This is a genomic window from Glutamicibacter soli (genome assembly GCF_003309065.1).
GTDB lineage: Bacteria > Actinomycetota > Actinomycetes > Actinomycetales > Micrococcaceae > Glutamicibacter > Glutamicibacter soli.
This window is the reverse complement of the sequence record NZ_POAF01000002.1, coordinates 53296-78617: the sequence shown is the minus strand read 5'-3', so window position 1 is coordinate 78617 and position 25322 is coordinate 53296. Positions and strand designations below refer to the sequence as shown.

Here is a 25322-nt window from a genome sequence, read left to right as displayed (position 1 = left end):
GCGGGTCACACTAGATGATGTTCCTCTCGAAGAGGAGAAAGGACTCATCATGCGATCTGCAACTTCTTCCCCGGATGCCCTCCAGGCTCCCGCCCGTCCACAGGCCCGCCGCGCGGCCGTGTCCGGCTTCCTCGGCAGCGCCCTGGAATACTACGACTTCTTCATCTACGGCTCCGCCGCCGCCCTGGTTTTCTCCCACGTCTTCTTCCCTGAAGGCGGTGCCAACTCGGTGCTCCTGTCGATCTCCACCCTGGGCGTGGCCTACGTGGCCCGCCCGCTGGGCGCGGTGCTCTGGGGGCACCTGGGAGACCGTTTCGGACGCCGCAACACCCTCATGGCCTGCCTGCTGCTGATGGGCATTTCGACCTTGGCGATCGGCCTGCTGCCGACCTATGAGCAGATCGGCATCTTCGCACCGATCCTGCTGGTGGTCTTGCGCCTGTTCCAGGGTCTGTCCGCCGGCGGCGAATCGCCGGGCGCCGCTTCGCTGTCCATGGAACACGCCCCGGAACGCCGCCGCTCCTTCTTCGCCTCCTTCACCATGAGCGGCGTGATGTTCGGCATCGTGCTGGCCACCGTGGTCTTCATCCCGATCGCCAGCATGCCCGACGAGCAGATGCTCAGCTGGGGCTGGCGCATCCCGTTCCTGGCCAGCGTGGTGCTGACCGTCCTGGCCTTCTTCATCCGCCGCCATCTGGACGAGCCTGAGGCCTTCACCGAAGCCAAGGAAAACAACGAGGTCGTCAAGGTCCCGATCCTGGAGCTCTTCGCCCGCCACTGGACCTCGGTGGTGCGCGTGATGCTCTCCTCCACCTTTGCCATGATCAACACCATCGTGAACGTCTTCGCCCTGGCCTATGCGGTGGAGCACAACGGCATCGAACGCACCACCATGCTCGCGGCCATCGCCGCGGCAAACCTGGCCGCGGTCTTCACCCAGCCGATCTATGGGATGCTGGCCGACAAGATCGGCCGCAAGCCGGTATTCATCGGCGGCGCCCTGGGCGCCGGAGCCATGGTCTTCATGTTCTTCAATGCCATCAGCACCGGCAATGTCGCGGTCATCTTCGTCTCAGCAATCATCCTGATCGGTGTCTTCTATGCGGCCCCGAACTCGACCTACATGGCAGGCTTCCCGGAGCAGTTCCCGGCCAGCGTGCGCTACTCGGGCATGGCCATCGGCCTGATGCTGGGCCTGCTTGTCTCCGGCTTCACCCCGGCCATCGGCACCCTGATGACCTCCGGCGACACCGCCAACTGGATGCCGGTCGCCTGGATGTGCATGGGCTTCGCCACCCTGTCCGCCATCGCCTTCGCCACCGGCCCGGAGACCTACCGCACCCCGACCGCCGAACTGGGGCTGACCAAGCTGCAGGTCCAGGCGCTGCGCGAGATGCAGGAGAAGAAGTAGCATGCGCCGCACCGCACACCGCATCGGCCTGATCGGCAACGACCTGGGCGGCTCGCTCTCCCCGGCCCTGCACCAGGCCGAGGCCCACGCGCTGGGCCTGCCCGACTACAGCTACGAGCGCATCGACCTGGAGGGGCGGACGGACGTCGACCTGGGACAGGTGCTGCGCGAGTCGCTGGCGCAGGGCTTCACCGGGTTCAACGTCACCCACCCGCACAAGCAGGCCATCATGCCGCATTTGGACGAGATCGCCCCGGACGCCGCCGCCATCGGCGCGGTGAACACCGTGGTGCTCCAGGACGGACGGCTGATCGGGCACAACACCGACCGCACCGGCTTCCTGGCCGGGCTGCGCCGGGGCTTGGCCCGCGACGCGAAGCGCGCCACCGTCACCCTCTTCGGGGCAGGCGGCGCCGGCTCCGCGGTGGGCGCGGCGCTGCTGGACTTCGGCGTGGCGGACCTGCGGATCATCGACACCGACGCCGGGCGCCTGGCCCAGCTCAAGGACCTGCTCACCGCCTCCCTGGGCGCTGGGCAGCAGGTATCCACCGGCACCCCGGAACAGGCCCGCGGCTGGATCGCCGCCTCGCAGGGCGTGGTCAACGCGACCCCGCTGGGCATGGAAGGCATCGGCGGCACGCCCTTCGACACCTCCTGGCTGGCAGCAGACCAGTGGGTGGCTGACGTGGTCTACCGCCCGGTGGACACCGAGCTGCTGCGTGACGCCGCGGCGCACGGCTGCACCACCGTGAAAGGCACCGAGATGCTCGTCGAGCAGGCGGCGGACACCTTCGCCCTGCTGGTCTGCACCGCCCCGGACCGCCGGCGCATGCGCAGCTCGCTGGAGCACCTGCTCGCCGCCGTTTAACCGCCACGGCCCGGCCTGGCCCGGGCGCACAGCTATCGAAGCACATCGAATCCAAGGACCCACAACATGCCAACACCGCCACGCACCGCCACCACCGACGCACCCCGCGCCCTGCGGGTGGGCATCGTGGGCTGCGGCAACATCAGCGCCAACCACCTCGAAGCGTTCCAAGCCCTGGACTCGGTCACCGTGGCCGCGCTCTGCGACGTGGACGGGGCCCGGGCCGCAGCGATGGCCGCCGAATACTCGGTGGAGCACGCCGTCGATTCGGTAGAGCGATTGCTGGAACTGGGTCTGGACATCGTCTCGGTGTGCACCCCGCACCCCACCCACCAGCAGGTGGTGCTGGCCGCCGCGGCGGCCGGGGTGCATGTGTTGTGCGAGAAACCCATCGCGGTGGACGTGCCGGCGGCCGAGCAAATGGTGCAGGCCTGCGCCGAGGCCGGAGTGAAGCTCGGGGTGCTGTTCCAGCGCCGCTTCTGGCCGGCGGCCGCCGAACTGCGGGCGCAGATCGATTCGGGCGCACTGGGCACCCCGGTGCTCGGCCAGGTCTCGGTGCTGCTGCACCGCGAGCACGAATACTATTCGGCCGCCGGCTGGCGCGGCACCTGGGCTGCGGACGGCGGCGGGGTGCTGATGACGCAGGCGATCCACTACCTGGACCTGCTGCAGTGGTACCTCGGCGATGTGGCCCGCGTTCAGGGCGAAGTTAACACCTACAAGCACGGCGAGCACATCGAGGTGGAGGACTCGGCCACCGCGCTGATCACCTTCACCAGCGGAGCCATGGCCACGGTGCTCGCCAGCACCAGCGCCGACCCCGCGCTGGGCGTGCAGATCCGCATCACCGGCTCCAACGGGGCCAGCGCTGAACTGAGCGAATTCCCCGAAGGCAGCGACGGCCGGCTGACCCTGCAGGCATCCGAGCACAAGATCGCCGCGCGGCCGGTGCACCCGGCTGGCGTTGACGCGAACGTCGAGCTGTCCCGGATCAACGGGGCGCTGAAGGACCACCACCGGGCGCAGATCACCCAGTTCGTGGCCGCGGTCCGCGAGGACCTGGAACCTGCGGTCACCGGCCGCGAAGCGCTGAAGTCCCTGCGCATCTTGCTTGCAGTCTACGAATCCGCCCGGACCGGACGCCCGGTCGACTTCGCTCCGGCTTCCAACCAGCGCACCATCGTCCCGCCGTCCGTCGCCGACCGGCTCTACACCACCGCCCGCGCCTAGAATCTTTCGACCACCAAGGAGCCAACATGAACACCACCACCCAGGAACTCGGACTGGCCCAGCTTTCGCTGCTGGGCAGCTCCCCGGCAGCACTTGTCTACCTGGCCGCCGACACCGGCTTCGACTTCGTCGGGGCCCGCGTACGCCAGGTGACCGAGGAGGAAAAACCCTACAACTTGCAGCCCGGCTCGCCGCTGCTGGCCAAAACCCTCAAAGCGGTCAAGGACACCGGCGTACGGGTGCACGACATCGAATTCATCCTGCTGGACGGCGCCAACCAGCGCGAGGCATGGCTGCAGATGCTCGACGCCGGGCAGGCGCTGGAGGCTAGGACGCTGACCGTCGCCGCCTCGGACGGCAACCTGCAGCGGCTCACCGAGAACCTGGGACTGATGACCGAGGACGCCCAGGGCTTCGGCATCGTGCCGACCTTGGAAGTCATCTCCTACCAGAGCGTGAACACCCTTGAACTGGCCGGCGAGCTGGCTCAGGCCAGCGGATGCCGGATCGTCGCCGACACCCTGCACCTGAGCCGCATCCAGGCCAGCCCCGCCCAGCTCGCGGCCCAGGCCCGGCACGTGGCCATGCTGCAGCTGTGCGACGCGCCGGCCCAGCGCCCGGACACCCGCGAAGGGCTGGTGCTCGAATCGCGCAGCGAACGCATGGTTCCCGGACAGGGGGCCGTGCAGCTGGCAGAGTTCGTGGCCGCCCTGCCGGCCGGAACGCCGCTGAGTGTTGAAACCCCCTCCGACTCGACCGTCGCCCGGATCGGCGCCCGCCGCTGGGCCGAAGAACTCAAGGCCGGGGCGGAACAGGTCCTGGCGCGGGCCCGCACCCTGCGCACCGCCGCGGTCTAAGCCGCGGCACCCACCGAACCGCCAAACACGAACCGCCAAGCACGAACACCCAAGAAACGGATGATTTCCATGAGCACCGCAACCCTACGAAGCGCAACCGCCGACACCGCCGCCGATGTCGTGGTCGTCGGCTCCGGCGCCGGCGGGCTATCGGCGGCAGTGGCCGCCGCCTACCACGGACTGAAGGTCATCGTGGTGGAAAAGGCCAAGGTCTGCGGAGGGGCGACCTCCTACTCCGGCGGCTGGGCCTGGGCCCCGGGCAACCCGCTGGCCAAAGCCGATGGCGTGGACGAGGACCGGGAGGAATTCCGCACCTACCTGCAGCACCGGCTGGGGGAGTACTACAACGCCGACCGCGTGGACGCCTTCCTCGAAGGAGCCCCGCAGATGGTGGACTTCTTCCACAACCACACCAGCTTGCAGTTCACCCCCGGCGCGCAGATCAAGGACATCTACGGCAACACCCCGGGCGCCGGCACCGGCCACCGCTCGGTAGGCCCGGCGCCCTACGACGCCCGCAAGATCCCGCGCGAACTGCGCGCCAAGATGCGCCACCAGCTCTACGCCACCAGCTTCCTGGGTATGGGCATCATGGCAGGCCCGGACCTTTCCAAGTTCCTCTCAGCCTCAACCGGCAGCATCCCGGGTCTCATCCACGCCGCCAAGCGCGTGAGCACCCATATGCTGTCCATGGCCGTCTACCGCCGCAATATGCAGCTGGTCAACGGCACCGCGCTGACCGGGCGCCTGATGAAGTCCGCCGACGACCTGGGAGTCGACATCCGCGTGTCAACGTCCGCGGACGAACTGCTCACCGATTCCACCGGTCGCATCACCGGGGTCAGGGTCAGCAGCGGCGCCACGGGCTACACCATCACCGCAGCGCGCGGCGTGGTGCTGGCCACCGGAGGCTTTCCGCAGAACGCCCAGCTGCGCCGGGAACTGTTCCCCAAGACCCCGACGGGCAAGGAACACTGGACGCTGACCCCGCCGGAAGCCGACGGTGCCGGCCTGCGCCTGGCCCAGGCGGTGGGCGCCCGCTTCAACACCGACGTCGCCTCCCCGGCGGCCTGGTGCCCGGTCTCGCTGATCCGCTACCCCAACGGAAGCACCGGGACCTTCCCGCACATCATGGACCGCGCCAAGCCCGGCAGCATCGGCGTGCTGCCCAACGGCAAGCGCTTCGTCAACGAGGCCAACGGCTACTACGACTACGTCACCGGCATGCTGGAAGCCACCCCGGAGGGCCAGCCGGTGGTCTCCTGGCAGATCGCCGATTCGCGCTACGTGCGCCGCTTCCCGCTGGGCATGGCCAAGCCGCTGCCGGTGCCGCTGACCCCGTACCTGCGCAGCGGCTACCTGGTCAAGGGCGACACCCTGGCGGAGCTCGCCGCCAAATGCGGCATCGACCCGGCGCAGCTTGAAAAGACCGTCGAGGACTTCAACGCCAACGCCGCCAAGGGCATCGACCCTCAGTTCGGCCGCGGCGAAACCCCGTTCAATCGCTACGGCGGCGATGCCAAGAACACCCCCAACCCGACCCTCGGCCCGATCCAGAAGGGCCCGTTCTACGCGGTCAAGGTGGTTCCGGGCAGCTTCGCCACTTTCGCCGGGCTGGATGTGGACGCCAAGGCCCGGGTGCTTGACGAGCAGGGCGAGGCCCTGCCGGGGCTGTTCGCCGTCGGCAACGACCAGGCCAGCGTCATGGGCGGCCACTACCCGGCCGGCGGCATCAACCTCGGCCCGGCACTGACCTTCGGCTACCTGGTGGGCCGCGACCTGGCCACGGACCCCTCTGCCGAAAACCCTTCCAACGAGCCGACTTCGCGTTCCGCCGCCCGCAGCTAACCCGACCATCGAACAAGGAGCATCGAGCATGAACTTCTACGCCATCACCTACACCTACTCGCCGGCCACCAGCGACGCACGGGACCGTGTCCGCCCGACCCACGTCGAATTCCTGCAGCAGCGCTTCGAGAACGGCGAGCTGCGCGTGAGCGGACCGGTGGACTCCGGCGCCGGCGCGCTGCTGGTCATCGGCGCCGAATCCGAGCAGGCGGCGCTGGCGCTGATGGACCAGGACCCGTTCGCCCGCGAAGGCCTGATCGAGCAGCGCGAGATCCACCGCTGGGACGTCTTCTTCGGCAAGGACAAACTCTAGGAACCCCGGCGGCGGCCCCGAGCCGCCGCCACGGAAGGACAGCACCATGCTCACCGCCACCACGACGGCCAAGCGATGCATTGAATACCGCGAAGTCCCCGCTCCGGCCCCGGCGCCCGGCCGCGCTCTGGTCCGGGTCCGGCACGTGGCCCTGTGCGGCACCGACGCGCACATCTGGGACGACGACTACCCGGCCGAGCTGCCGGTCATCCAGGGCCACGAATTCACCGGAATCATCGAGCAGATCGATTCCAGCGCCGTTGACCCGCGCAGCGGGCTGCCGCTGGTCCCCGGGCTGGAAGTGGCGGTGAGCCCCATGGTCTACTGCTCCCACTGCCCGCCGTGCCTGGACGGGCGGTACAACGTCTGCGAATCGATCTCCTGCCTGGGCTGCTACGAGGACGGGGCGCTGGCAGAAGTCGTCAGCGTCCCGGTGGACAAGCTGCATCCGCTGCCCCAGGGGCTGCCGCTGCATCTGGGCGCGCTGGGGGAGCCCGGATCCATCGCCATGCAGGCGGTCAACCGGGGCACCCCGGTACCCGGAGAAACCGCGCTGGTGCTCGGTTGCGGCCCCATCGGCCTGCTGGCCACGCTGTTCCTGGCCGAACGCGGGGTCCGGGTCATCGCCTCGGACCTGTCCCGGGCACGCATGGATTTGGCCCGCGACTTCGGCGCTGTGGCAGCCTTCGCACCCGGTGGCGGGATCCCGCGGGAAGCCTGGGGAGCCGCCGCGGGACCGACCCTGGTCATCGAGGCCACCGGCGTCCCCGCGTCCTTCGAAACCGCTGTCCGCCTGGCCGCGCCGACCGCACGCCTGGTGCAGGTGGGCATCTCCACCCGCCACGCCTCGCTGTCCCTGCGCGATATTCCCTTCAAGGAGCTGGACATCCGCGGCAGCCGCAACAGCCTGAACCTGATCCCCGACGCGCTCGACGTGCTCGCCCGCCATCAGCAGCAGGCAACGCGGCTGGTTACCCACCGCTTCGCCTTCGACTCGCTGGGCCAGGCCTTTGAAACCATGCTCGACTCCAGCCAAGCCGTCGGCAAGATCGTCATCGACCTGCCCGTCACTGGAGCAGGCACCCCACCGCAGGCCGGCACTGCCCGCCTGGAAAGGAGTACCGCCAGATGAGTATGACCCCCGAATCGACTCGCAACCCGCTGACCGCCATTCAGGAGCTGGATTCAGGCTACGACCTGGTGGTTCTCGGTTCCGGAGCCGCAGGACTGACCGCGGCGGTCCGGGCCGCCGCGTCAGGAGCCAGCGTGCTGGTGCTGGAGAAGGCCGGCAAGCTCGGCGGCACCAGCTCGGCCGGTGGCGGCGTCATCTGGGCGCCGAACAACCACCTGGCCAAGCAGGCCGGCTACCGGGACAGCGCCGCGGCCGGCGCCGCCTACCTGAAGGCCGCGGCCGGCGAGGTGATGAGCCGGGAGGAGATCGACTGGTTCGTGGACACCAGCGCGCAGGCGGTGGAATTCCTGGACACTCATACCCGGGTGCGGCTGGTGCCGCTGGGGCGCCCGGACTACCACATGGAATGGCAGGGCGCGGCGTCCGGCGGGCGCAGCCTGGACAACCTGCCGTTCACCACCGAGGACTATCCGGGTCTGGCCGACGCGCTGCGCCAACCCACCTATTTCCCGCTGCTGAGCATGATCGAACGCGACGAGCTCAACGGCCGCGCCCCGGATCCGGAACTGCTGGCCCGGCGCAAGGCGTCGGGGGTGCGCACCATGGGCGGCGCGCTGGTCGGCTCGCTCGCGGCGAGCGCGCTGGACCGCGGCGTGCAGCTGGCGCTGGATGCAGAAGTCACCGGCCTGCGGCGGGAACAGGACGGCTGGATCCTCGAAGTAGCCGGCAAGCGGCAGGTCAGCGCCGTCAGCGTGGTCATCGCCTCGGGCGGATTCGAATGGAACCCGAGGCTGCGCGAGACCTACCTGTCATTCGATGTGACCCCGATCAGCGCGCCGTCCAACGAGGGCAGCGGCCTGGAGCTGGCGTTGGCCGCCGGCGCCGCGGTCAAGGACATGACCGCGATCTGGGGTGTGCCGGTGATCGCCGCTCCGGACGCCGAGTACGACGGCAAACCCTCCGGACGCATGGCGAATGTCGAGATGACCCTTCCGGGATCCATCACCGTCAACGCCTCCGGCCGGCGGTTCGTGAACGAGGCACTGAACTACCACGATCTGTGCCGGGTCTTCGGCAACATCGACCCGGTCAGCTCGGCCCTGCAGAACAGCCCAGCCTGGCTTGTCTTCGACGCTGACTATTTCGCAAAGTACCCGGTGGCCGGTTCCACGCCCGGGGTACGGCCCGACTGGATGCACAGCGCGCCGACGCTGCGGGAGCTGGCCGGGGAAGTGGGCATCGACGCGGCGGCACTGCAGGAGAGCGTCGAACGCTTCAACATCGGCGCCCGGGCGGGTGCGGACCCCGAGTTCGGCCGTGGCGCCACCGAGCAGGACCGGCATCTGGGGGATGCCGCGAATGCGCCCAACCCGTGCCTCGCCCCGTTGCAGCGGGGGCCGTTCTACGCGGTGCCGATCCATCCCGGCGTGCTGGGAACCTCGGGCGGGCTGTCTACCAACGAGCATTCCCAGGTGCTGGATCGCCACGGCGAACCGATCACCGGGCTGTATGCGGCGGGCAATGCCTCGGCAGGGGTGTTCCGCAACAACTACCCGGGCGGGGGCGCGACCCTGGGCTCGGCCGTCACCCGCGGCTACGCGGCCGGCGCCCACATTGCCGGCGCCCATGCGGCCCGGGAGCAGGCCGCAGCGGCATTGGTGGAGGCTGGCAAATGACGGATCAGGCATCCGCTGGCGTCCCCGGGCAGTTCGTTCCCTGGGAGGGGCGCTTTTCCGGGCGGGTGGTGCTGGTCACCGGGGCGGCCGGAGGACTGGGCGCCGACGCGGTGCGACGGCTGGCAAAGGAGGGAGCCACCGTGGTGGCCACCGACCTCGTCAAGCCACGGACCCCGCAGGCGGCGCTGTCCCTGGATTTGGACGTCGCGGATCCGCAGGCTTGGCAAGCCGCCGCACACAGCATTCGCGAGGCCTACGGCCGGCTGGACGGGGCACTGTTCTGCCACGGCATCCAGGGCCCGGAATATGCGGTGCAGGATGTGCCGGCGGCCGGGTGGAAGAAGACCCTTGAAATCAACCTGGACGGCTGCTTCTACGGTTTGCAGGTGGTTCTCCCGCTGATGAAGCAGGCGAACTACGGGCGCATCGTGATGCTCTCCTCCATTGCCGGGCGCGAAGGCAACGAGAACATGAGCGCCTACGCGGTGTCCAAGGCAGGGATGATCACCCTGGCCAAGGCAGTGGCCAAGGAAACCGCTCGCTTCGGGATCACCATCAACTGCATCGCTCCTTCGATGTTCAATACCCGGCTGCTCGAAGACCTCAGCCCCGAACGCAATGCGGCGCTGCTCGCGCGGGTTCCGATGAAACGCGTGGGGGAGCCGCAGGAATTCTCGGCGCTGGCCCTGTGGCTGCTCTCGCCCGAAGCCAGCTACATGACCGGGCAGGTGCTGGACCTCAGCGGGGGCCGCAACACCGCGTAAACACCAGGAGACAGGGACGCAAAGTTGATGCCCGGAGCCGCAGCCAGCTTCGTGGCCGCGGCTCCGGGCATCCGCGTGTTTTCCGGACCGGCTAGAAGTCCACGGCCTCGCGCGAGAGCGGATTGGTCATGCAGTGCCCGCCGCCGCGGCCGCGTCCAAGTTCTGCTCCGACAATCGTGATGACTTCCACGCCTTCCTTGCGCAGCAGCGAATTCACATGCGTGTTGCGGTCGTAGGCGAACACCACGCCGGGCTCCACCGCTACCAGGTTGTTGCCCGAGTCCCACTGCTGGCGCTCGCCGGCATACCATCCGCCGCCCGGCTTGATGGCGCGCTGCTTCTTCAGGCCCAGCGAATCGGCCACCACGTCCACAAACGGATCCTTCTCCTCGAAGACCTCCACCGATCCGTTGTCGGCAGGGCGCAGCGAGAAGGGGTGGATGCCGTCAACGATGTCCGGGAAGTAGGTCACCACATCGCGGTCGGCGAAGGTGAACACGGTATCCAGATGCATGGCGGCGCGCAGCTTCGGCATCCCGGCAACTACCACGCGTTGCGCGGCGCCGGCGGCGAAGAGGTTCTGTGCCACCTGGGTGATGGCCTGCCGGCTGGTGCGCTCACCTATGCCACCATCCGCCAGCGGGGACAAGCCAAAGGACGAAGATCTGGCTCAGACCGGTATCGCTGCAGCGGCACTGATGGGACTTGCAGGCGTGCTGATCCTGCTGGGAACCATTGCGGTCCTGGCGAGAAAGCGCCGGGCTCACTAATCAAGTTGAATTGATGCACCGATGGTGCCAGTCGGAACCGACTGGCACCATCGGTGTTTTTGACCGAACACACTTTCCTGCCGCCGGTCGGCCGGTGACAGTTGCCAACACTTTTCGCTCGCTGTGCGAGAATTAATGAACGATTGCCAGCATGGTGCTGGCTGACTTCGAGCGATCTAAGGACGTACCCAGTGGTCATGATTCCGTTGCCGTTGCATTCGGTGGAGGATCAGCAGTTTTCGCCTCTCGACCCCGCGGACCTCACGCTGGTTCACCGCGGCGAGGGCGGTTCGGAAGTTCGCCGCAGCATCCTGCCCGGCGGCGTCCGCGTCTTGACCGAAGCCATGCCGGGGCAGCGCTCGACCACCGTGGGGTTCTGGGTTCCGGTTGGTTCGCGTGACGAGGAAGCCGGGCACTACGGCTCGACCCACTTCCTGGAACACCTGCTGTTCAAGGGCACCACCAAACGCAGCGCGCTGGAAATCGCCCAGTCCTTCGACGCCGTCGGCGGCGAATCCAATGCGGCCACCGCCAAGGAATCGACCTGCTACTACGCGCGGGTCCTGGACACCGACCTGCCGATGGCCATGGAAGTCATTGCGGACATGGTCACCTCGGCCGTCATCGACCCGCATGAGCTGGAGCAGGAACGCGGTGTCATTATCGAGGAACTGGCCATGGACGCCGATGACGCCACGGATGTCGCGCACGAGCACTTTGTCGCCCGCGTCATGGGCAACCACCCGCTGGGCCGCCCCATCGGCGGCAGCCCTGAAGAGATCATGGCGATTTCCCGCGAGGCGGTGATGGAGCACTACCGCGCCCACTACCGTCCGAGCGAACTGATCGTCACTGCGGCAGGCTCGCTGGACCACGAGGAACTGTGCTCCATGCTGATGACCGCGCTGAGCGACGCCGGATGGGAACTGGACCCGCTGGCCGTGCCCGAGCCGCGCCGCAACCCGGAGCCGGCAAAAATCACCAGCATCTCCGGACTCGAAGTCATCAACCGCCCGGTGGAACAGGCAAACATCATCATCGGGTGCACCAGCATCACCGGGCACGACGACCGCCGCCAGGTGCTGGCGGTGCTCAACGCCGTGCTCGGAGGCGGCATGAGTTCGCGGCTGTTCCAAGAGATCCGCGAAAAGCGCGGCCTGGCCTACTCCACCTATTCCTTCTCCGCGGCGTACACTGACGCCGGCTACTTCGGCATGTACGCCGGCTGCGCTCCCGGCAAGGCCGCCGAGGTCATCGGGCTGCTCGGCGCTGAACTTGACCGGCTGGCCCAGCAGGGCATCTCTGCCGAGGAACTGTCCCAGGCCAAGGGCCAGCTGGCCGGCGGCACCGTGCTGGCGCTGGAAGATCCGGGAAGCCGCATGTCCCGACTGGGGCGCGCGGAAATGATCACCGGAGAATTCCAGGACATTGATGAAGCCCTGTCCCGCGTGCATGCCGTGACTGCCGAGCAGGTCCAGGCGCTGGCACAGGAACTGGCCGCCCGGGAACGGGTCATCACCGTTGTGGGGCCGTTCGAAAACGAGGCGGCGCTGGGCCTGTAGGAGGATGTGGCCCTGCGGTCAGGCAGCTTCGGCCGGAACCGCGGGGACCCCAGCTGCATGGCCGGCTGCTCCGGCCCGCCGGATGATTCCTGCCAGCTCCGGCGCATGGGAGAAATTGAACCCATGCGCGGCCTGGCGCAGGATCGTCAGCTGGGACCCCGGGGCCTTGGCGGTGAGCCGCAGCCCGAATTCCGGCGGGGAGAGCGGGTCTCTGGTGCCGCACACGACATCCACCGGGCAGCGGACCGTGCCCAGCAGGTCGATGGTCGGATAATCCAGCATCTCCCGGCAGCTCTTGGCCCACCACGGGATGCCGCAGCGCAGGTAGTCCACCGCAAGGATTGCCTTGACCGAATTCAACTCGTTCGGGAAGTCCTCCAGCAGGCGCCGGGTCTGCCGGAACAGGGTGTCCTCCCGGTCGTTAACTGCCGGTGCGGCGACAACCAGGTGCTTGACCAGACCGGGCCAGGAGCGCGCGATTTCGATGGCCACCTGGGCTCCCATTGAATGCCCTACCAGCACCACGTTCTCGGCCTTGAGCTGTCGCAGCGCCAGGGCTACCTCGTGGGCAAACCTGGCCACCGTGACCGGTCTGCCGTCGTCCATGTTCTTTCCATGCCCCGGCAGTTCAGGAACGATCACGCGGTGGTCGGCGGCGAGCAGGTTGGCCAGCGGGGTGAAATACCGGCTGGACGCGCCGAGCCCGTGGATCAGTACCACATCGGGTCCCTGTCCCGCCATGCGCACCGACAGCCGGGTTTTCAGGGACTCGGGCAGTACTCCGAAGTATTCGTGCCTCACGGTGGCCTTTCGTGGTGTCAGAAATGACGGGGCTGGGTTGTGCGGCACTCAGGCTCCGCGGTGGCGCTGTTCGAGCGCGGACCACAGGTCCTCGGGAAACATCTCGTGCACGTCTTTGAGGTACCGATCGCCGTCTTCGGGTTTCTGAACCGTGTCCCCGGTGATCTTGAACGGGAAAGAGGCGGCTTGGGTGGCGGGCGCGGGGCCCGGGCCCTGCGTCTCTGTGCAGGTTGCCCAGCCGAAGGTGGCGGGATCCCCGATGCGGAAGACCTCGACCTGGCACGACGGCGCGGTGAAGTCAGTGCCGTGATCCTGGACCAGGTCGACGATGGCCTGCTGCTGGTCATCGGCCAGGGCGTCAGGTTCGCTGGCAGCCCCGCAGGCGGTAGTTCCACATGCCAATACCAGCACCGAAAGCGCGCTGAATCCGATTCGCTTGATTGTTTGCCCCACTGAGTCCATGCCTGTCGATCGTGATGTGCCTGCACTCATCTTGGCCTAGCCTGCGCGGGAAAACCAAGCAACCCCACCGCACGGGCCCGCAGTGTCCGCAGAAACACAGCGGCAGCGCCCTGCGGTGCATCCAGTTGAGCTGCGCGTCACGCAAATCCATCGCACACCTTTGTTGGCGATAGGGTTAAAGGCATGAGTGCACAGATCAAGGTGGCCGTGCTCGGCGCGGCCGGACGTATGGGCTCGGAAGCGGTCAAGGCCGTCACCGACGCAGCAGATATGGAACTGGTAGCGAGCCTGGGGCGAGGGGACGACCTCCAGCAGATCATCGATGCCGGAGCCACCCACATCGTTGATCTGTCTGTCCCCGCCTCCACCGAGCAGAACGTGCGTTTCGCCATCGAACACGGGCTGCATGCGGTGGTCGGCACCACCGGGTGGAGCGACGAGCGCCGCGCTGCGCTCGAAGCGCTCCTGGCCGAGCACCCCGAGAACGGCGTGCTGATCGCCCCGAACTTCGCCTTGGGATCCGTGCTGGCCAGCGCGTTCGCGGCCACCGCCGCCAAGTACTTCGAATCGGTGGAAATCATTGAATTGCACCACCCGAACAAGGTCGACGCACCCAGCGGCACCGCCGTGCGCACCGCCGAGCTGATTGCCAAGTCCCGCGAGGCCGCAGGCGTCGCTCCGAGCCCGGATGCCACCGAAACCCAGCTGGACGGCGCTCGCGGAGCCGAGGTGGATGGCATCCACGTGCATTCGGTGCGCCTGCGCGGCCTGGTCGCCCACCAGGAAGTCCTGCTCGGCGGTCCGGGTGAGCAGCTCACCTTGCGCCATGATTCCTACGACCGCGCCTCTTTCATGCCAGGCGTGCTGCTGGGCTTGCGCACCGTGGCCTCGCGCCCGGGACTGACCTACGGGCTGGACGGTTACCTGGAGCTGGGCCAGTGAAAACAAAACTTTGGGTCGGCGGAATCCTCATTCTCTTCGCCCTGTATATCGGCATGGCATTCACCCAGGCGTTCCGCTTCATGGGTACCGATTCGCTGACGGCAAAGATCATGGGTGTCGCCATTCTGGTGGTTCCCGCGTTCGGCGTCTGGATCCTGATCCGCGAAGTCCTGTTCGGACTGCGCACCGAAGCCATGGGCAAGACCCTGGCCACGCTGGGCGAACTGCCCGAGGACCTGCCGCGCATGCCGTCGGGACGGTTCGTGCGTGAAGCCGCGGATGCCGACTTCCCCAACCACCAACGCGATGTGGAGGAAAACCCGGAGTCCTGGAAGTCCTGGTACCGTCTGGCCCTGGCCTACGAGGCCTGCGGCGACAAGCGCCGGGCGCGCAACTCGATGCGCACGTCCATCGGCTTCTGGCGCCAGGAGCAGAAGACCGGAGCGGTCTAATCCTGCGGCGCATTGCCTACGACAGCACAGGTCCCCGTCTTCCTCGACCAAGGAAGGCGGGGATCTTTTGGGTGTTCGTCGGGAGCCGGCGCCACCGGCTCAGCGGGACGGCGGGGCCGAAGCGCCCCTGCCGGGTGGCTCGGAGTCGGCGCCGCTCAGGACCCGCACCACGTATTCCAGAGGGCCGGTGGACTTGGTGAATCCGAGCCAGAGCCCCAGCGCCGCGGTAGCCGCGCACAGGATCCACCAGATCGCCATCGGCGGCAGGTAGTCCTGCATCAGGGGCAGGACCAGAATATGCCCCGCGTACAGCGTCAACGGGGCCCGTCCCGCCCCGGCAAGGAACCAGCCCACCAGGCCCAGCAACGGAACGACCAGCTGCATCAGGCCGATCGCCGTGACGGCGCAGGCGGCCGCATGGAGGGTGAAGACCAGTGAGGTGCTGTGCGCGGTGGGCAGCCAGATGTAGGAGGGGTCCGCCAACAACGGATCCAGGCTGACTCGCGGCAGACGGCCGGCGGCCACCAGTGCGCCCACGTCGTCCAGGGGGATCCGTACGGCGGCTGCGATCTGCTCGGTAAACCGGCTCGTAGCCGCCCAGCCGAGCGCGAGCGTCGTAAGGGCCGCCGCCGCCCCGCCTGCGGCGAGCTTTGCGGCGGTCGCCGGCGAAGCCAGGGACGTGCGCCCCAGCGCGATGCCCAGCAGCCCGAATCCGACCCAGACCATCAGCGGGTAGTAGCCGGTGACCAAGATGTCCTTGAGCAGCAGCTCTGGGGTGAGCAGGTCGAGAAAGGTCGGGTTGTGCCCGAGCGTCTGGCCCTCCCAGGCGTGCGCCAAGGGCCGCCACAGTATAGGCATGATCAGCAGCCATAGGGCTGAGACTACCCAAATTGTTGTTCTTGAGAGCCTCAGGGCCAGAGGAAGCAACAGGAAAAGTAGGCCATAGTGAACCAAAATGACCGCAATGCCTTCATTTGACGGTCCAATCAGCATTCCGAGCACGGCAATAATTGATGCTCTCAGGGCAAGGACTGAGTAAACCTTGGGGTTGGAAAAGCCCCTGCGCGCTAGCGAACGCGTCAGCAGCGTCAGCGAAACTCCGGCCAAAACCATGAACAAAACCGAAGCCCGCCCCGCGGCTACAGCCCCGGTAAACGTAGGGGAGTAGGCTCCTTCGGGCCCCCTTTCGTACAGGCTGAAAATGTGGGCCGCGAACATGCCTAGGATGGCGGCAAGACGTGCCGCATCCACCCCCAGCAGCCGTGACGGTTTGCTCGATTGGTCCATGGAGTTATCGCATCACGGAATTGTCGGAAGATGCCATCGCGACAGGCGCGAGTGTAGATTTAATCCCATGGCTACAAGTGCAATTGATAATCAGGCGTTCCCCTTTGGCACGGTGCTGACCGCGATGGTCACGCCCTTCACCGACGCTGGTGAGGTCGATTATGAAATGGCCGCCAAGCTGGCCGCCAAGCTCGTGGACGATGGCTGCGACGGCCTGGTCGTCACCGGCACCACCGGCGAGACCTCGACCCTGACCGACGAGGAAAACGTGGGCCTGTTCCGCGCAGTAGTCGCGGCCGTCGGAGACCGCGCCGCGGTGCTCGCCGGATCCACCACGAACGACACCCGCCACTCCATCGCACTGTCGCTGGCCGCCAAGGAAACCGGCGTTGACGGCATCCTGGTCACCACCCCGTACTACAACAAGCCGAGCCAGGCAGGTGTCATCGCCCACGTGAAGGCGATCGCCGAAGCCGTGGAACTGCCCATCATGCTCTACGACATCCCCGGCCGGGCCGGCATCTCGCTGGCCCCGCAGACGATCATCGAACTGGCGAAGATCCCGCAGGTGATCGCGTTGAAGGACGCCAAGGCCGATTACCAGTCCACCACCACCGTGCTGGCCAAGACCAACCTGCATGTGTACTCGGGCGACGACGGGCTGACCCTGCCGCTCATGGCCGCGGGCGCCGTCGGCGTGGTTTCGGTCTCCGCTCACGTCGCGGCCGCCAAATACCGTACGCTGGTTAATGCAATGCATGCCGGGGATCTGGCCACTGCACGCGCTACACACTTCGAGCTGGACCCGATCCAGCGCGGCATCATGAGCCACATCCAGGGCGCGGTCGCCGCAAAATATGGACTTCACTGGCAGGGTGTCCTGCCGAACACCGTCGTCCGACTGCCGCTGCTGGCACCGTCGGACGCAGAACTCGATGCCATCCGCGCGGACCTACGTGAAGGCGGATGGGATCTGTAACGAAAGGGTATAACCGCATATGACTGAGAGTTCAGTAGGAAAGGCCGATTCTGCACGCATGCAGACCCCGGCCAAGGTGAAGAAGGGGACCATGCGCATCGTCCCCCTCGGAGGCTTGGGCGAAGTCGGCCGAAACATGACAGTGTTCGAGCTCGACGGCAAGCTGTTGATCGTGGACTGCGGCGTGCTCTTCCCCGAGGAGCACCAGCCTGGCGTGGATCTGATCCTGCCGGACTTCTCATACATCAAGGACCGCCTGGACGACGTGGTGGGCCTCGTGCTCACCCACGGCCATGAGGACCACATCGGTGCGGTGCCGTACCTGCTGCGCCTTCGCGAAGACATCCCGCTGTACGGGTCCAAGCTGACCCTGGCCTTCGTCGAAGCCAAGCTGGCCGAGCACCGCATCAAGGCCAACAGCAACATCGTGGTGGAGGGCGAGATCGCCCAGGTCGGCAACTTCGAATGCGAATTCGTCGCGGTCAACCACTCCATCCCGGACGCCCTGGCGGTCTTCCTGCGCACCGAGGCCGGCACCGTGCTGCACACCGGCGACTTCAAGATGGATCAGCTGCCGCTGGACGGCCGCATCACCGATCTGCGCCACTTCGCCCGCCTCGGGGAGGAAGGCGTGGACCTGTTCCTGCCGGACTCCACCAACGCGGAGGTGCCGGGCTTCACCGTCGCCGAACGCGAAATCGGCCCGGTGCTCGAAGCCAAGTTCGCCCGCGCCCGCCGCCGCATCATTGTCGCTTCCTTCTCCTCGCACGTGCACCGCGTGCAGCAGGTGCTGGACGCCGCGGCCATGCACGGACGCAAGGTGGCCTTCATCGGCCGCTCGATGGTGCGCAACATGGGCATCGCCGAACGCCTGGGCTACCTGGACATCCCGCCGGGCGTACTGGTCGACCTGAAGCAGATCGACCAGCTGCCGGACCACAAGGTCGTGCTGATGTCCACCGGCTCGCAGGGTGAGCCGATGGCCGCGCTCTCGCGCATGGCCAACGGCGAGCACAAGGTGCAGATCAACCCGGGCGACACCGTGATCCTGGCTTCCAGCCTGATCCCGGGCAACGAGAACTCGGTCTTCCGCGTGATCAACGGCCTGATGCGCTTGGGCGCCGAGGTCATCCACAAGGGCATGGCCAAGGTCCACGTCTCCGGGCACGCCTCGGCCGGCGAGCTGCTGTACTGCTACAACATCCTGCGCCCGAAGAACGTGCTGCCGGTGCACGGCGAAACCCGCCACCTGATCGCCAACGGCCGCCTGGCCGCGCAGTCGGGTGTGCCGGAGGAGAACGTGCTGCTGGCCGAGGACGGCTCGGTCATCGACCTCAAGGACGGCGTGGCCAAGCTCGTCGGCCAGGTCGAATGCGGATACGTCTACGTTGACGGCTCCAAGGTCGGCACCATCACCGACGACGACCTGAAGGACCGCGTCACCCTGGGCGAGGAGGGCTTCATCTCGGTCATCACCGTGATCAACCGCCAGAACGGCACCATCATCTCCGGCCCGGACATCCACGCCCGCGGCGTGGCCGAAGAGGACTCGGTCTTCAACGAGATCAAGCCGAAGATCGCCGCCGCGATCGTGGAGGCGGTTGCGAACAACCCGAACCACACCACGCACCAGCTGCAGCAGATCACGCGCCGCGTGATCGGCTCGTGGGTTTCGCGCAAGCTGCGCCGCCGCCCGATGATCGTACCTGTGGTGCTCGAAGCCTAGGCTTCTGGAACACCGAACCGCGGAACCCTGCCCCCGGGCGGGGTTCCGCTGTTTAACCCGGCGTTGTGCGATCCGCGGGTCTCCCAGTCCGTCGCGCGGCAAGGGCCGCACCCCAACGATTTATTCGTGATGTCGAGCCAGGGCGAAATATTCCGGGGAAAACCAGTAAAAATTTCCGATGCCTCCCAGATGCTTTGTTGAGCTCGATGTCGCAACGGCATCGCACTCACACGCATTCTGGGGGACCTCATGAGGAAAACTGCACTATCACGCGCCATGGGCGCGCTGGCAACGATGGGCTTGGTCGGGGCCCTCGCCGTGGCCGCGGCTCCGGCGCAGGCCAGCGAACGCCCGATCGACATCACCGGCTATTCGGTGTCGTCGATCACCGTCGGGGACTCGAGCTGCCGCAATATTCCGGTGTCTGCCAGCACCAAGATCAAAGGCGACTACGTCGATTCCTATGGGATTATCGACGTCACGCGAAACGGCGGTGTGGTTGATGCCTTGTGGATGGAGGGACGTCGCGTATCGGACAGGGCCTCTGTCTGCCCGAGCCTTTACGGCTTGGGTGCCTACAAGGTTGGACCGGCTGACATCTTCGCCGAGTACGACTACTGGGATTCGTACTTCGGCGAATACTTCTCCGACTACAGCGATTACACCGACTACAGCAGCAAGACGTTCTATGTGCGGGGCAAGACCAAGAGCACGCTGAAAGCGACCCGCTCGGGTAGCAAGGTCACCTTGACGGCCACGGCACAGGTTTATTCGCCGGAGAAGTACCGCTACGCCCAGTACAACGGCAAGAAGGCCAAGTTCCAGGTGAAGTCGGGCAACACCTGGAAGACCTTGAAGACCGTTGACCTCAAGAAGGGCACGGCGAAGATTACCGTGAAGCAGCCGAAGAAGAAGAGCTACAGGCTGACGATCCCGACAGCAACATGGGCCGCGCCCACCACAACCAAGACCGTGACCAAGTAGTCTTATCCGCGATGCCGTAGCGGACCGGTTGCTCAGAAGCCTGCATCGTCCCGCCAGCCAGGGGAAGATGCAGGCTTTGCGCCGTCCGCAGGCCTCGTCGAGTCGAATCTGAGCAGGTTTGCGGAACAAGGCGTCATCTCCGGATTCCTCGGCGTCGCCCGCGAAGCCCCCGGGCTAGGATTGGCCTATGATCCGTCAACGAGCACGCGACCTCGGCACCATGGGCAAACGGCTGTTCTGGACAGCCGCGGGCCTCGGGGTACTGTCCGGAACGATTTCCGTCGCCGCTTGGTGGGGACCCCAATTCATCGGGACAGCACCGGAGGAGATGCTTGATGGCGGCTACCTCCTGGATCTGGCATTGGTGGTGCTTCCGGCCGCGATGCTCTGCGGCTTGGCGCTGGGAATACTCTCGTGGTCTGCGACCTATGCGGCCTTGGGAATCCTCGAAGCCCGACGCCCGGAAGCGACGGTACTTCAGCAAGCAGCCGCCGGTGGCATGGGCTCAATGGCCGGCGGGCTGATTCCCGCATTGCTGATCTTCTCAACCGTTCTCAGCGAGGAACCAAATCTAGGATTCGTCTACGCCATCACCTTCGGCCTGCTGGCGTGGTGCTTCATCTTGGCCTTCGGAACCCTGCTGGTGTTGAACCGCACGGATGCCAGCCAAGGGCCCGCGACATGACAGCCCGTACCAGCATATTATTTGCCCAAGGAAAGATTCTGCCCACGTGTCACACGCTCCCGCACCGGAAGTTCAACGGATTTCGCTTCGCTTGCTGGCCGGAACGGTGCTTGTCGGCGCAGCGCTCGGCGCTTTGCTGGTAATACTGAACCACCGGGGTCTACTGGTCGAAACGTCGACAACCGCAGGACGGCCGACGGATTCGTTCGCCATAGCTTTCGGCGCACTGGCCAACGGAGCCATGCTCGGTGCCGGCGCCGAGCTGATTCCCGGGTTGGGCGCCCTCGCTGGAATGGTGCTCCAGGCTCGTCGCCGGAATCCGGGCAGTGCGGCAACCCCGCGGGGTGCGGCGGCCACCGGGGCCGTGGCGACCATGCTTGTTTCCGACGCCGGATTGCTGCTTCTCTTGCCGGGCGCACCTGCAGGGTTCTGGATCTGGAGTGCGGCAGGGTACCTCGCACTGTCCGTGTCAAGCGTTTGGATGATCACTCCAAGGTTGTCCGGACGCAATGCCGAATCAGCGGCCTGAGAGGCCAACCCGTTGTGAATCCATGTGTAGTTGGTAGGAGATGCCGCTATTCACTAGTGTGGATCCCGAGGAATCTCTAGATCAGTTGTGCTTAAACATTGGTCTCCCATCCTCATCGAGGCCAGCGCCTCACCACCATCAACCGCATCGCGAGGATTCCTCATGTCAGTTCCGCCAAACCCGCCGAATTACTACGCCAACTCCACCAGCTCGTATCCGTCCAACCCTTACGAGCAGCACAACAACGGTGAAGGCCACAAGAGCTTCATTGCAACGTGGCTGCTCTCGTGGTTCCTCGGAGGTCTGGGCATCGACCGCTTCTACCTCGGGAAGATCGGCACCGGAATCCTCAAGCTGATCACCCTCGGCGGTTTCGGCATCTGGCTCATCGTGGACATCATCTTGATCCTTGCCGGCGGCATGCGCGACAAGTACGGCTACCGTCTGGCCGGGTACGAAGAGCACAAGAAGACCGCATGGATCATTTCGATCATTCTGCTGGTCCTCGGAATTGGTTTCGGCAGCGTGAACGCCCCGGACTACCTCGATCAGTGGCAGTCCTTCTAAAGAGCTGTCGATGACCCCGTGAAATCTCGCAGAGAATTTCGCGGGGTCATTCTTTTGCGATCACTTATACGTTCCTGATCTGGGATGACAAACTGAACTAATGCTGAAGATTTGCGAGCGGGACTGTGCAGGAAGCCTCGGATTAGGCAGAATGGGGCAAATGAACGCCCTGACGAATCCCCTGAGGCCAGCGTCGCACCGTGCGCTGCAGATCCAGGATGCGGACGGTGTCCGCCCATGATCGAATTCGACGCAGTCAGCAAGAGCTACCCGGGCGGCACCACGGCGGTCAGCGATTTCTCCCTCGAAGTGCCAGCGCACCGCACCACGGTGTTCGTCGGATCCTCCGGGTGCGGCAAGACGACGCTGCTGCGCATGGTCAACCGAATGGTCGAGCCCTCCGCCGGGAGCATCAGGATCGACGGGCAGGACATCGGCTCCGGGTCCCCGGTCCAGCTGCGCCGCAGCATCGGCTATGTCATGCAGAACGCCGGGCTGCTCCCGCACTTCACCGTCGCGGAGAACATCGCCACGGTACCCAGGCTCAAGGGAACTTCCCGCGGCAAGGCCCGCCACCGGGCACTTGAACTGATGGCGACGGTGGGACTGGATTCCGGCCTGGCCGACAGGTATCCGCACCAGCTCTCCGGCGGCCAGCAGCAGCGCGTCGGCGTCGCACGGGCGCTGGCCCCGGAACCGAACATCCTGCTCATGGACGAGCCCTTCGGCGCGGTGGACCCGATCGTGCGCACCGAACTGCAGCAGGAGCTGCTGCGGCTGCAGCGGGAGCTGGGCAAAACGATCATCTTCGTCACCCACGACATCGACGAGGCGTTCCTGCTGGGGGACCAGGTGGTCATCCTCTCCGAGCAGGCCCGGAAGCTGCAGGTGGGAACCCCCAGCCAGATCATCGAATCGCCGGCCAACGATTTTGTCGCCTCGTTCATCGGGGCCGAACGCGGGCAGCGCGCCCTGCGCCTGAAGCAGACGCCTACCGGCACGGTGCTGGTGGACCCCCAGGGCAGGACCCAGGGACGCCTGATCGACGAGAACGACCTGGACCGGGCATGAACTGGATCCTGGAGAACCTCGACCTGATCGGGACGCTGGCCCTGGAGCACCTGCGCCAAAGCCTGTGGGCGATCGCCGCCGGCTTCCTGGTCTCGCTGCCCCTGGGCTGGGCCGCCTGGCGCTACAAGGCGCTACGCGGACTGGTGGTGACCGGCACCGGCCTGCTCTACACCATCCCCTCGCTGGCGCTGCTCATGATCCTGCCGGTCGTCACCGGAATGAGCGCCATCAGCGAAGCGAACCTCATCGTGGCGCTGACCATCTACGCGCTGGCCATCATGGTCCGCTGCGTGGTGGACGGCCTGGACTCGGTTGATCCGCAGACCCGCTCGGCCGCCACGGCCATGGGCTACGGCCCCGGCCGGCGCTTCGCCGCGGTGGAGCTTCCGCTGGCCGGCCCGGTGATCCTCGCCGGGCTGCGCGTCACCTCGGTCAGCACCATCTCGCTGGCCACCGTGGGCATCCTGGTCGGCGTGACCAACCTGGGTTACTTGTTCACCAACGGCCTGCAGCGGCGCATCATCCCCGAGGTGCTCGCCGGCGTCCTCGCGGTGGCGCTGATCGCGCTGATCATCGACTTGCTGCTGGTGCTGGCCGGGCGCTGGCTTATGCCATGGACCGCCGCGCAGCCGCGGCGCGCACGGCGCGCACGCCGCGCACGGAACCGCGCCCCGCAGGCAGTGGGCACCCGATGAACCTGCTGCGCGAAGCCTTCACCTGGCTCACCGACCCCGCCCAGTGGGGCGGGCCGAACTCGCTGCTGCTCCTGCTCGGACAGCACCTGATGTACACGGCGCTCGCCGTCGCGATCGCCGCGGTCATCGCCATCCCCGCCGGCTGGGCCATCGGCCATACCGGACGCGGCCGCGAAATCGCGGTGGCGGTCTCCGGGCTGGCCCGGGCCGTTCCCTCCTTCGGACTGCTGATCCTGCTGGTGCTGCTGGCCGGCGTGCTGCACAAGCCGGAAGCCGCGGTCATCACCTTCGTGCTGCTCGCCATCCCGTCCATTCTGGCCGGCGCCTATACCGGGCTTGAATCCATCGACCGCAAAACCATCGACGCCGCCCGCGCCATGGGCATGACCGAACGCGAGATCCTGGCCAAGGTCGAGATTCCCTTGGGCCTGCCGCTGCTGGTGGGCGGCCTGCGTTCGGCCATCTTGCAGGTGGCAGCCACCGTCACCATCGCCGCCTACGTCAACCTCGGGGGACTGGGCCTGCCGATCATTACCGGCCTGAACCTCAGGCGCTACGACATGGTGCTCGGCGGCGCGCTCTTGGTCGCGGCGCTCGCGCTCATCCTGGAGCTGCTGATGGCCCTGGCCCAGAAGATGTCGGTTCCCCGCGGGCTGCGCAGCACCCGTGCCGGGGACCGCGACGCACCCGGCGGGCACGGCGCGGGTAACGGAAACACCCTTGAGTTACAGATAGATCGCCCCGTTGAAAGGACGCGAACATGAAGTTCCCAATGCACAAGGCCCGGGCGGCCTCGGTCCTGGCGCTGGCCGGAATGCTGGCGCTGGCCGGATGCGGTTCCAGCGATCCGCTGGCCAACGAGCCAAGCGCCGGAGCCTCCGGGGAATCGGACAAGAGCGTGGTCGTGGGCTCGCAGGCGTACTACTCGAATGAGATCATCGCGGAGATCTACGCCCAGGCGCTGGAGAAGGCAGGTTTCACCGTGGAACGGAAGTTCAACATCGGGCAGCGCGATGCGTACATGCCGCAGCTGGAGAACGGCAGCATCGACATCATGCCCGAATACACCGGCAACCTGTTGCAGTATTTCGAGCCGAAAACCTCAGCCCGCGCGTCGGAAGACGTGTATGACGAGCTCGGCAAGGCGCTGCCCGACTCCCTGGCGGTGCTGGACCAGGCCCAGGCCTCGGACCAGGATTCGTACACGGTCACCGAGAAGTTCGCCAAGGACAACAGCGTCTCGTCGATCGAGGATCTGGCCAAGGTGTCGCAGAAGCTCACTCTCGGAGGTCCGCCGGAGCTGGCCGAGCGGCCTTACGGCCCGAAGGGCCTGAGCAAGACGTACGGAGTCGACGTGGCATTCTCGGCCACGGGAGACACCACCGTGGAAGACCTGAACGCCGGAACGGTGAACGTGGCCAACGTGTTCACCGCCGACCCGCGGATCAAGACGGACAAGCTGGTGGTCCTGGACGACCCGAAGGCGCTGTTCCTCGCCTCCAACGTGGTCCCGGTGGTCGAAGCCGACAAGTCCGAAGAGCTCGCGGCAGTGATCAACCCGATCAGCGCCAAGCTCTCCGCCGAGGAACTGGTCAACCTGAATGTCCAGAGCACCGTGGACCAGAAGTCCGCGCAGGACATTGCCAGCGCGTGGTTGGGTAGCAACGGCTGAGCCTGCCTGACGGGGCGTGATTATTCTCTAGCGCCGGGG

27 protein-coding genes are annotated in these 25322 nt (G+C 66.4%); 23 read left to right on the top strand and 4 right to left on the bottom strand.

All coding sequences use genetic code 11. The features are described 5' to 3' along the window. Positions 1-49 precede the first annotated feature (49 nt). The 9 genes from C1H84_RS03955 (at position 50) to C1H84_RS03915 (ending at position 10099) form a co-directional block, all read left to right on the top strand. Positions 50-1411 carry an MFS transporter gene (locus tag C1H84_RS03955; protein ID WP_047121127.1) on the top strand — a complete coding sequence of 454 codons (1362 nt, stop codon included), beginning with the start codon at positions 50-52 and terminating at the stop codon, positions 1409-1411. A 1-nt stretch (position 1412) separates the two neighbouring features. Then, on the top strand, positions 1413-2279 hold the full coding sequence (locus C1H84_RS03950; protein ID WP_113606607.1) for a shikimate dehydrogenase: 867 nt from the start codon (positions 1413-1415) through the stop codon (positions 2277-2279). Positions 2280-2345: 66 nt separating this feature from the next. After that, positions 2346-3509 carry a Gfo/Idh/MocA family protein gene (locus tag C1H84_RS03945; RefSeq protein ID WP_113606606.1) on the top strand — a complete coding sequence of 388 codons (1164 nt, stop codon included), beginning with the start codon at positions 2346-2348 and terminating at the stop codon, positions 3507-3509. Between the two features lie 26 nt (positions 3510-3535). Then, positions 3536-4366, top strand: a complete 831-nt coding sequence (locus tag C1H84_RS03940; protein WP_113606605.1) for a sugar phosphate isomerase/epimerase family protein — start codon at positions 3536-3538, stop codon at positions 4364-4366. 69 nt (positions 4367-4435) lie between these two features. Continuing rightward, positions 4436-6214, top strand: coding sequence for an FAD-dependent oxidoreductase (locus C1H84_RS03935; RefSeq protein WP_113606899.1), 1779 nt, complete (start codon positions 4436-4438; stop codon positions 6212-6214). A 28-nt stretch (positions 6215-6242) separates the two neighbouring features. Then, positions 6243-6527: a YciI family protein gene (locus tag C1H84_RS03930; RefSeq protein ID WP_113606604.1), complete on the top strand. Its 285-nt coding sequence runs from the start codon at positions 6243-6245 to the stop codon at positions 6525-6527. A 46-nt stretch (positions 6528-6573) separates the two neighbouring features. Continuing rightward, entirely contained in the window at positions 6574-7659 is a 1086-nt protein-coding gene (locus tag C1H84_RS03925; protein WP_113606603.1) for an alcohol dehydrogenase catalytic domain-containing protein, read from the top strand. After that, positions 7656-9335 (top strand): FAD-dependent oxidoreductase, encoded by a 1680-nt coding sequence (locus C1H84_RS03920; RefSeq protein ID WP_280524251.1) that lies wholly within the window; start codon positions 7656-7658, stop codon positions 9333-9335. Before C1H84_RS03925 ends, C1H84_RS03920 begins: the two co-directional genes overlap by 4 nt. Then, positions 9332-10099, top strand: a complete 768-nt coding sequence (locus tag C1H84_RS03915; RefSeq protein WP_113606601.1) for an SDR family NAD(P)-dependent oxidoreductase — start codon at positions 9332-9334, stop codon at positions 10097-10099. The genes C1H84_RS03920 and C1H84_RS03915 overlap by 4 nt, the downstream gene beginning before the upstream one ends. Before the next feature lie 91 nt (positions 10100-10190). On the opposite strand, the gene C1H84_RS03910 is transcribed toward C1H84_RS03915, so the two are convergent. Then, the gene (locus tag C1H84_RS03910) at positions 10191-10688 is read right to left on the bottom strand and encodes an arginine deiminase family protein (protein ID WP_342352842.1); all 498 of its coding nucleotides are present in this window, start codon (positions 10686-10688) and stop codon (positions 10191-10193) included. A gap of 34 nt (positions 10689-10722) precedes the next feature. Between C1H84_RS03910 and C1H84_RS18675 the strand changes: the two genes are divergently transcribed. Together C1H84_RS18675 and C1H84_RS03900 are read left to right on the top strand one after the other, a co-directional pair. After that, complete coding sequence (locus C1H84_RS18675; protein WP_181728032.1) at positions 10723-10869, top strand: LPXTG cell wall anchor domain-containing protein; 147 nt, start codon at positions 10723-10725, stop codon at positions 10867-10869. 191 nt (positions 10870-11060) lie between these two features. Next, entirely contained in the window at positions 11061-12431 is a 1371-nt protein-coding gene (locus C1H84_RS03900; RefSeq protein WP_425323556.1) for a M16 family metallopeptidase, read from the top strand. Between the two features lie 18 nt (positions 12432-12449). On the opposite strand, the gene C1H84_RS03895 is transcribed toward C1H84_RS03900, so the two are convergent. Next, entirely contained in the window at positions 12450-13232 is a 783-nt protein-coding gene (locus C1H84_RS03895) for an alpha/beta fold hydrolase (protein WP_052772612.1), read from the bottom strand. A 48-nt stretch (positions 13233-13280) separates the two neighbouring features. Next, positions 13281-13685 carry a hypothetical protein gene (locus C1H84_RS03890; protein ID WP_146955856.1) on the bottom strand — a complete coding sequence of 135 codons (405 nt, stop codon included), beginning with the start codon at positions 13683-13685 and terminating at the stop codon, positions 13281-13283. A gap of 192 nt (positions 13686-13877) precedes the next feature. On the opposite strand from C1H84_RS03890, the gene dapB reads away from it, so the two are divergent. Then, positions 13878-14636, top strand: coding sequence for a 4-hydroxy-tetrahydrodipicolinate reductase (dapB, locus tag C1H84_RS03885; protein ID WP_047121138.1), 759 nt, complete (start codon positions 13878-13880; stop codon positions 14634-14636). After that, positions 14633-15088: a tetratricopeptide repeat protein gene (locus C1H84_RS03880; protein WP_047121139.1), complete on the top strand. Its 456-nt coding sequence runs from the start codon at positions 14633-14635 to the stop codon at positions 15086-15088. Before dapB ends, C1H84_RS03880 begins: the two co-directional genes overlap by 4 nt. 99 nt (positions 15089-15187) lie before the next feature. Here C1H84_RS03880 and C1H84_RS03875 read toward each other — a convergent pair whose 3' ends face one another. Next, complete coding sequence (locus tag C1H84_RS03875; RefSeq protein WP_113606599.1) at positions 15188-16375, bottom strand: heparan-alpha-glucosaminide N-acetyltransferase domain-containing protein; 1188 nt, start codon at positions 16373-16375, stop codon at positions 15188-15190. 67 nt (positions 16376-16442) lie between these two features. On the opposite strand from C1H84_RS03875, the gene dapA reads away from it, so the two are divergent. The 10 genes from dapA to C1H84_RS03825 all read left to right on the top strand — a co-directional run bounded on the left by dapA (position 16443) and on the right by C1H84_RS03825 (position 25283). Next, positions 16443-17354 (top strand): 4-hydroxy-tetrahydrodipicolinate synthase, encoded by a 912-nt coding sequence (gene dapA, locus C1H84_RS03870; protein ID WP_047121140.1) that lies wholly within the window; start codon positions 16443-16445, stop codon positions 17352-17354. Between the two features lie 58 nt (positions 17355-17412). After that, complete coding sequence (locus C1H84_RS03865) at positions 17413-19080, top strand: ribonuclease J (protein ID WP_424572653.1); 1668 nt, start codon at positions 17413-17415, stop codon at positions 19078-19080. Between the two features lie 249 nt (positions 19081-19329). Next, entirely contained in the window at positions 19330-20064 is a 735-nt protein-coding gene (locus C1H84_RS03860) for a hypothetical protein (protein WP_146955854.1), read from the top strand. A gap of 187 nt (positions 20065-20251) precedes the next feature. Beyond that, the gene (locus C1H84_RS03855) at positions 20252-20749 is read left to right on the top strand and encodes a hypothetical protein (protein WP_113606598.1); all 498 of its coding nucleotides are present in this window, start codon (positions 20252-20254) and stop codon (positions 20747-20749) included. 46 nt (positions 20750-20795) lie between these two features. Further along, positions 20796-21278 carry a hypothetical protein gene (locus C1H84_RS03850; protein ID WP_146955852.1) on the top strand — a complete coding sequence of 161 codons (483 nt, stop codon included), beginning with the start codon at positions 20796-20798 and terminating at the stop codon, positions 21276-21278. Positions 21279-21440: 162 nt separating this feature from the next. Continuing rightward, complete coding sequence (locus C1H84_RS03845; RefSeq protein WP_082124108.1) at positions 21441-21845, top strand: TM2 domain-containing protein; 405 nt, start codon at positions 21441-21443, stop codon at positions 21843-21845. A 237-nt stretch (positions 21846-22082) separates the two neighbouring features. Next, positions 22083-22916, top strand: a complete 834-nt coding sequence (locus C1H84_RS03840; protein WP_113606596.1) for an ABC transporter ATP-binding protein — start codon at positions 22083-22085, stop codon at positions 22914-22916. After that, positions 22913-23611, top strand: coding sequence for an ABC transporter permease (locus C1H84_RS03835; RefSeq protein ID WP_053797705.1), 699 nt, complete (start codon positions 22913-22915; stop codon positions 23609-23611). Before C1H84_RS03840 ends, C1H84_RS03835 begins: the two co-directional genes overlap by 4 nt. Then, entirely contained in the window at positions 23608-24375 is a 768-nt protein-coding gene (locus C1H84_RS03830) for an ABC transporter permease (protein ID WP_113606595.1), read from the top strand. Before C1H84_RS03835 ends, C1H84_RS03830 begins: the two co-directional genes overlap by 4 nt. Then, positions 24372-25283 carry an ABC transporter substrate-binding protein gene (locus C1H84_RS03825; RefSeq protein ID WP_113606594.1) on the top strand — a complete coding sequence of 304 codons (912 nt, stop codon included), beginning with the start codon at positions 24372-24374 and terminating at the stop codon, positions 25281-25283. Before C1H84_RS03830 ends, C1H84_RS03825 begins: the two co-directional genes overlap by 4 nt. Positions 25284-25322: the final 39 nt, after the last annotated feature.

Excerpts from the sequence above, each read along its gene's own strand:
- C1H84_RS03955 (WP_047121127.1), top strand. The coding sequence starts at position 50 with ATGCGATCTGCAACTTCTTCCCCGGATGCCCTCCAGGCTCCCGCCCGT.
- C1H84_RS03950 (WP_113606607.1), top strand. The coding sequence starts at position 1,413 with ATGCGCCGCACCGCACACCGCATCGGCCTGATCGGCAACGACCTGGGC.
- C1H84_RS03945 (WP_113606606.1), top strand. The coding sequence starts at position 2,346 with ATGCCAACACCGCCACGCACCGCCACCACCGACGCACCCCGCGCCCTG.
- C1H84_RS03940 (WP_113606605.1), top strand. The coding sequence starts at position 3,536 with ATGAACACCACCACCCAGGAACTCGGACTGGCCCAGCTTTCGCTGCTG.
- C1H84_RS03935 (WP_113606899.1), top strand. The coding sequence starts at position 4,436 with ATGAGCACCGCAACCCTACGAAGCGCAACCGCCGACACCGCCGCCGAT.
- C1H84_RS03930 (WP_113606604.1), top strand. The coding sequence starts at position 6,243 with ATGAACTTCTACGCCATCACCTACACCTACTCGCCGGCCACCAGCGAC.
- C1H84_RS03925 (WP_113606603.1), top strand. The coding sequence starts at position 6,574 with ATGCTCACCGCCACCACGACGGCCAAGCGATGCATTGAATACCGCGAA.
- C1H84_RS03920 (WP_280524251.1), top strand. The coding sequence starts at position 7,656 with ATGAGTATGACCCCCGAATCGACTCGCAACCCGCTGACCGCCATTCAG.
- C1H84_RS03915 (WP_113606601.1), top strand. The coding sequence starts at position 9,332 with ATGACGGATCAGGCATCCGCTGGCGTCCCCGGGCAGTTCGTTCCCTGG.
- C1H84_RS18675 (WP_181728032.1), top strand. The coding sequence starts at position 10,723 with ATGCCACCATCCGCCAGCGGGGACAAGCCAAAGGACGAAGATCTGGCT.
- dapB (WP_047121138.1), top strand. The coding sequence starts at position 13,878 with ATGAGTGCACAGATCAAGGTGGCCGTGCTCGGCGCGGCCGGACGTATG.
- C1H84_RS03875 (WP_113606599.1), bottom strand. The coding sequence starts at position 16,375 with ATGGACCAATCGAGCAAACCGTCACGGCTGCTGGGGGTGGATGCGGCA.
- dapA (WP_047121140.1), top strand. The coding sequence starts at position 16,443 with ATGGCTACAAGTGCAATTGATAATCAGGCGTTCCCCTTTGGCACGGTG.
- C1H84_RS03865 (WP_424572653.1), top strand. The coding sequence starts at position 17,413 with ATGCAGACCCCGGCCAAGGTGAAGAAGGGGACCATGCGCATCGTCCCC.
- C1H84_RS03860 (WP_146955854.1), top strand. The coding sequence starts at position 19,330 with ATGAGGAAAACTGCACTATCACGCGCCATGGGCGCGCTGGCAACGATG.
- C1H84_RS03855 (WP_113606598.1), top strand. The coding sequence starts at position 20,252 with ATGATCCGTCAACGAGCACGCGACCTCGGCACCATGGGCAAACGGCTG.
- C1H84_RS03845 (WP_082124108.1), top strand. The coding sequence starts at position 21,441 with ATGTCAGTTCCGCCAAACCCGCCGAATTACTACGCCAACTCCACCAGC.
- C1H84_RS03840 (WP_113606596.1), top strand. The coding sequence starts at position 22,083 with ATGATCGAATTCGACGCAGTCAGCAAGAGCTACCCGGGCGGCACCACG.
- C1H84_RS03835 (WP_053797705.1), top strand. The coding sequence starts at position 22,913 with ATGAACTGGATCCTGGAGAACCTCGACCTGATCGGGACGCTGGCCCTG.
- C1H84_RS03830 (WP_113606595.1), top strand. The coding sequence starts at position 23,608 with ATGAACCTGCTGCGCGAAGCCTTCACCTGGCTCACCGACCCCGCCCAG.
- C1H84_RS03825 (WP_113606594.1), top strand. The coding sequence starts at position 24,372 with ATGAAGTTCCCAATGCACAAGGCCCGGGCGGCCTCGGTCCTGGCGCTG.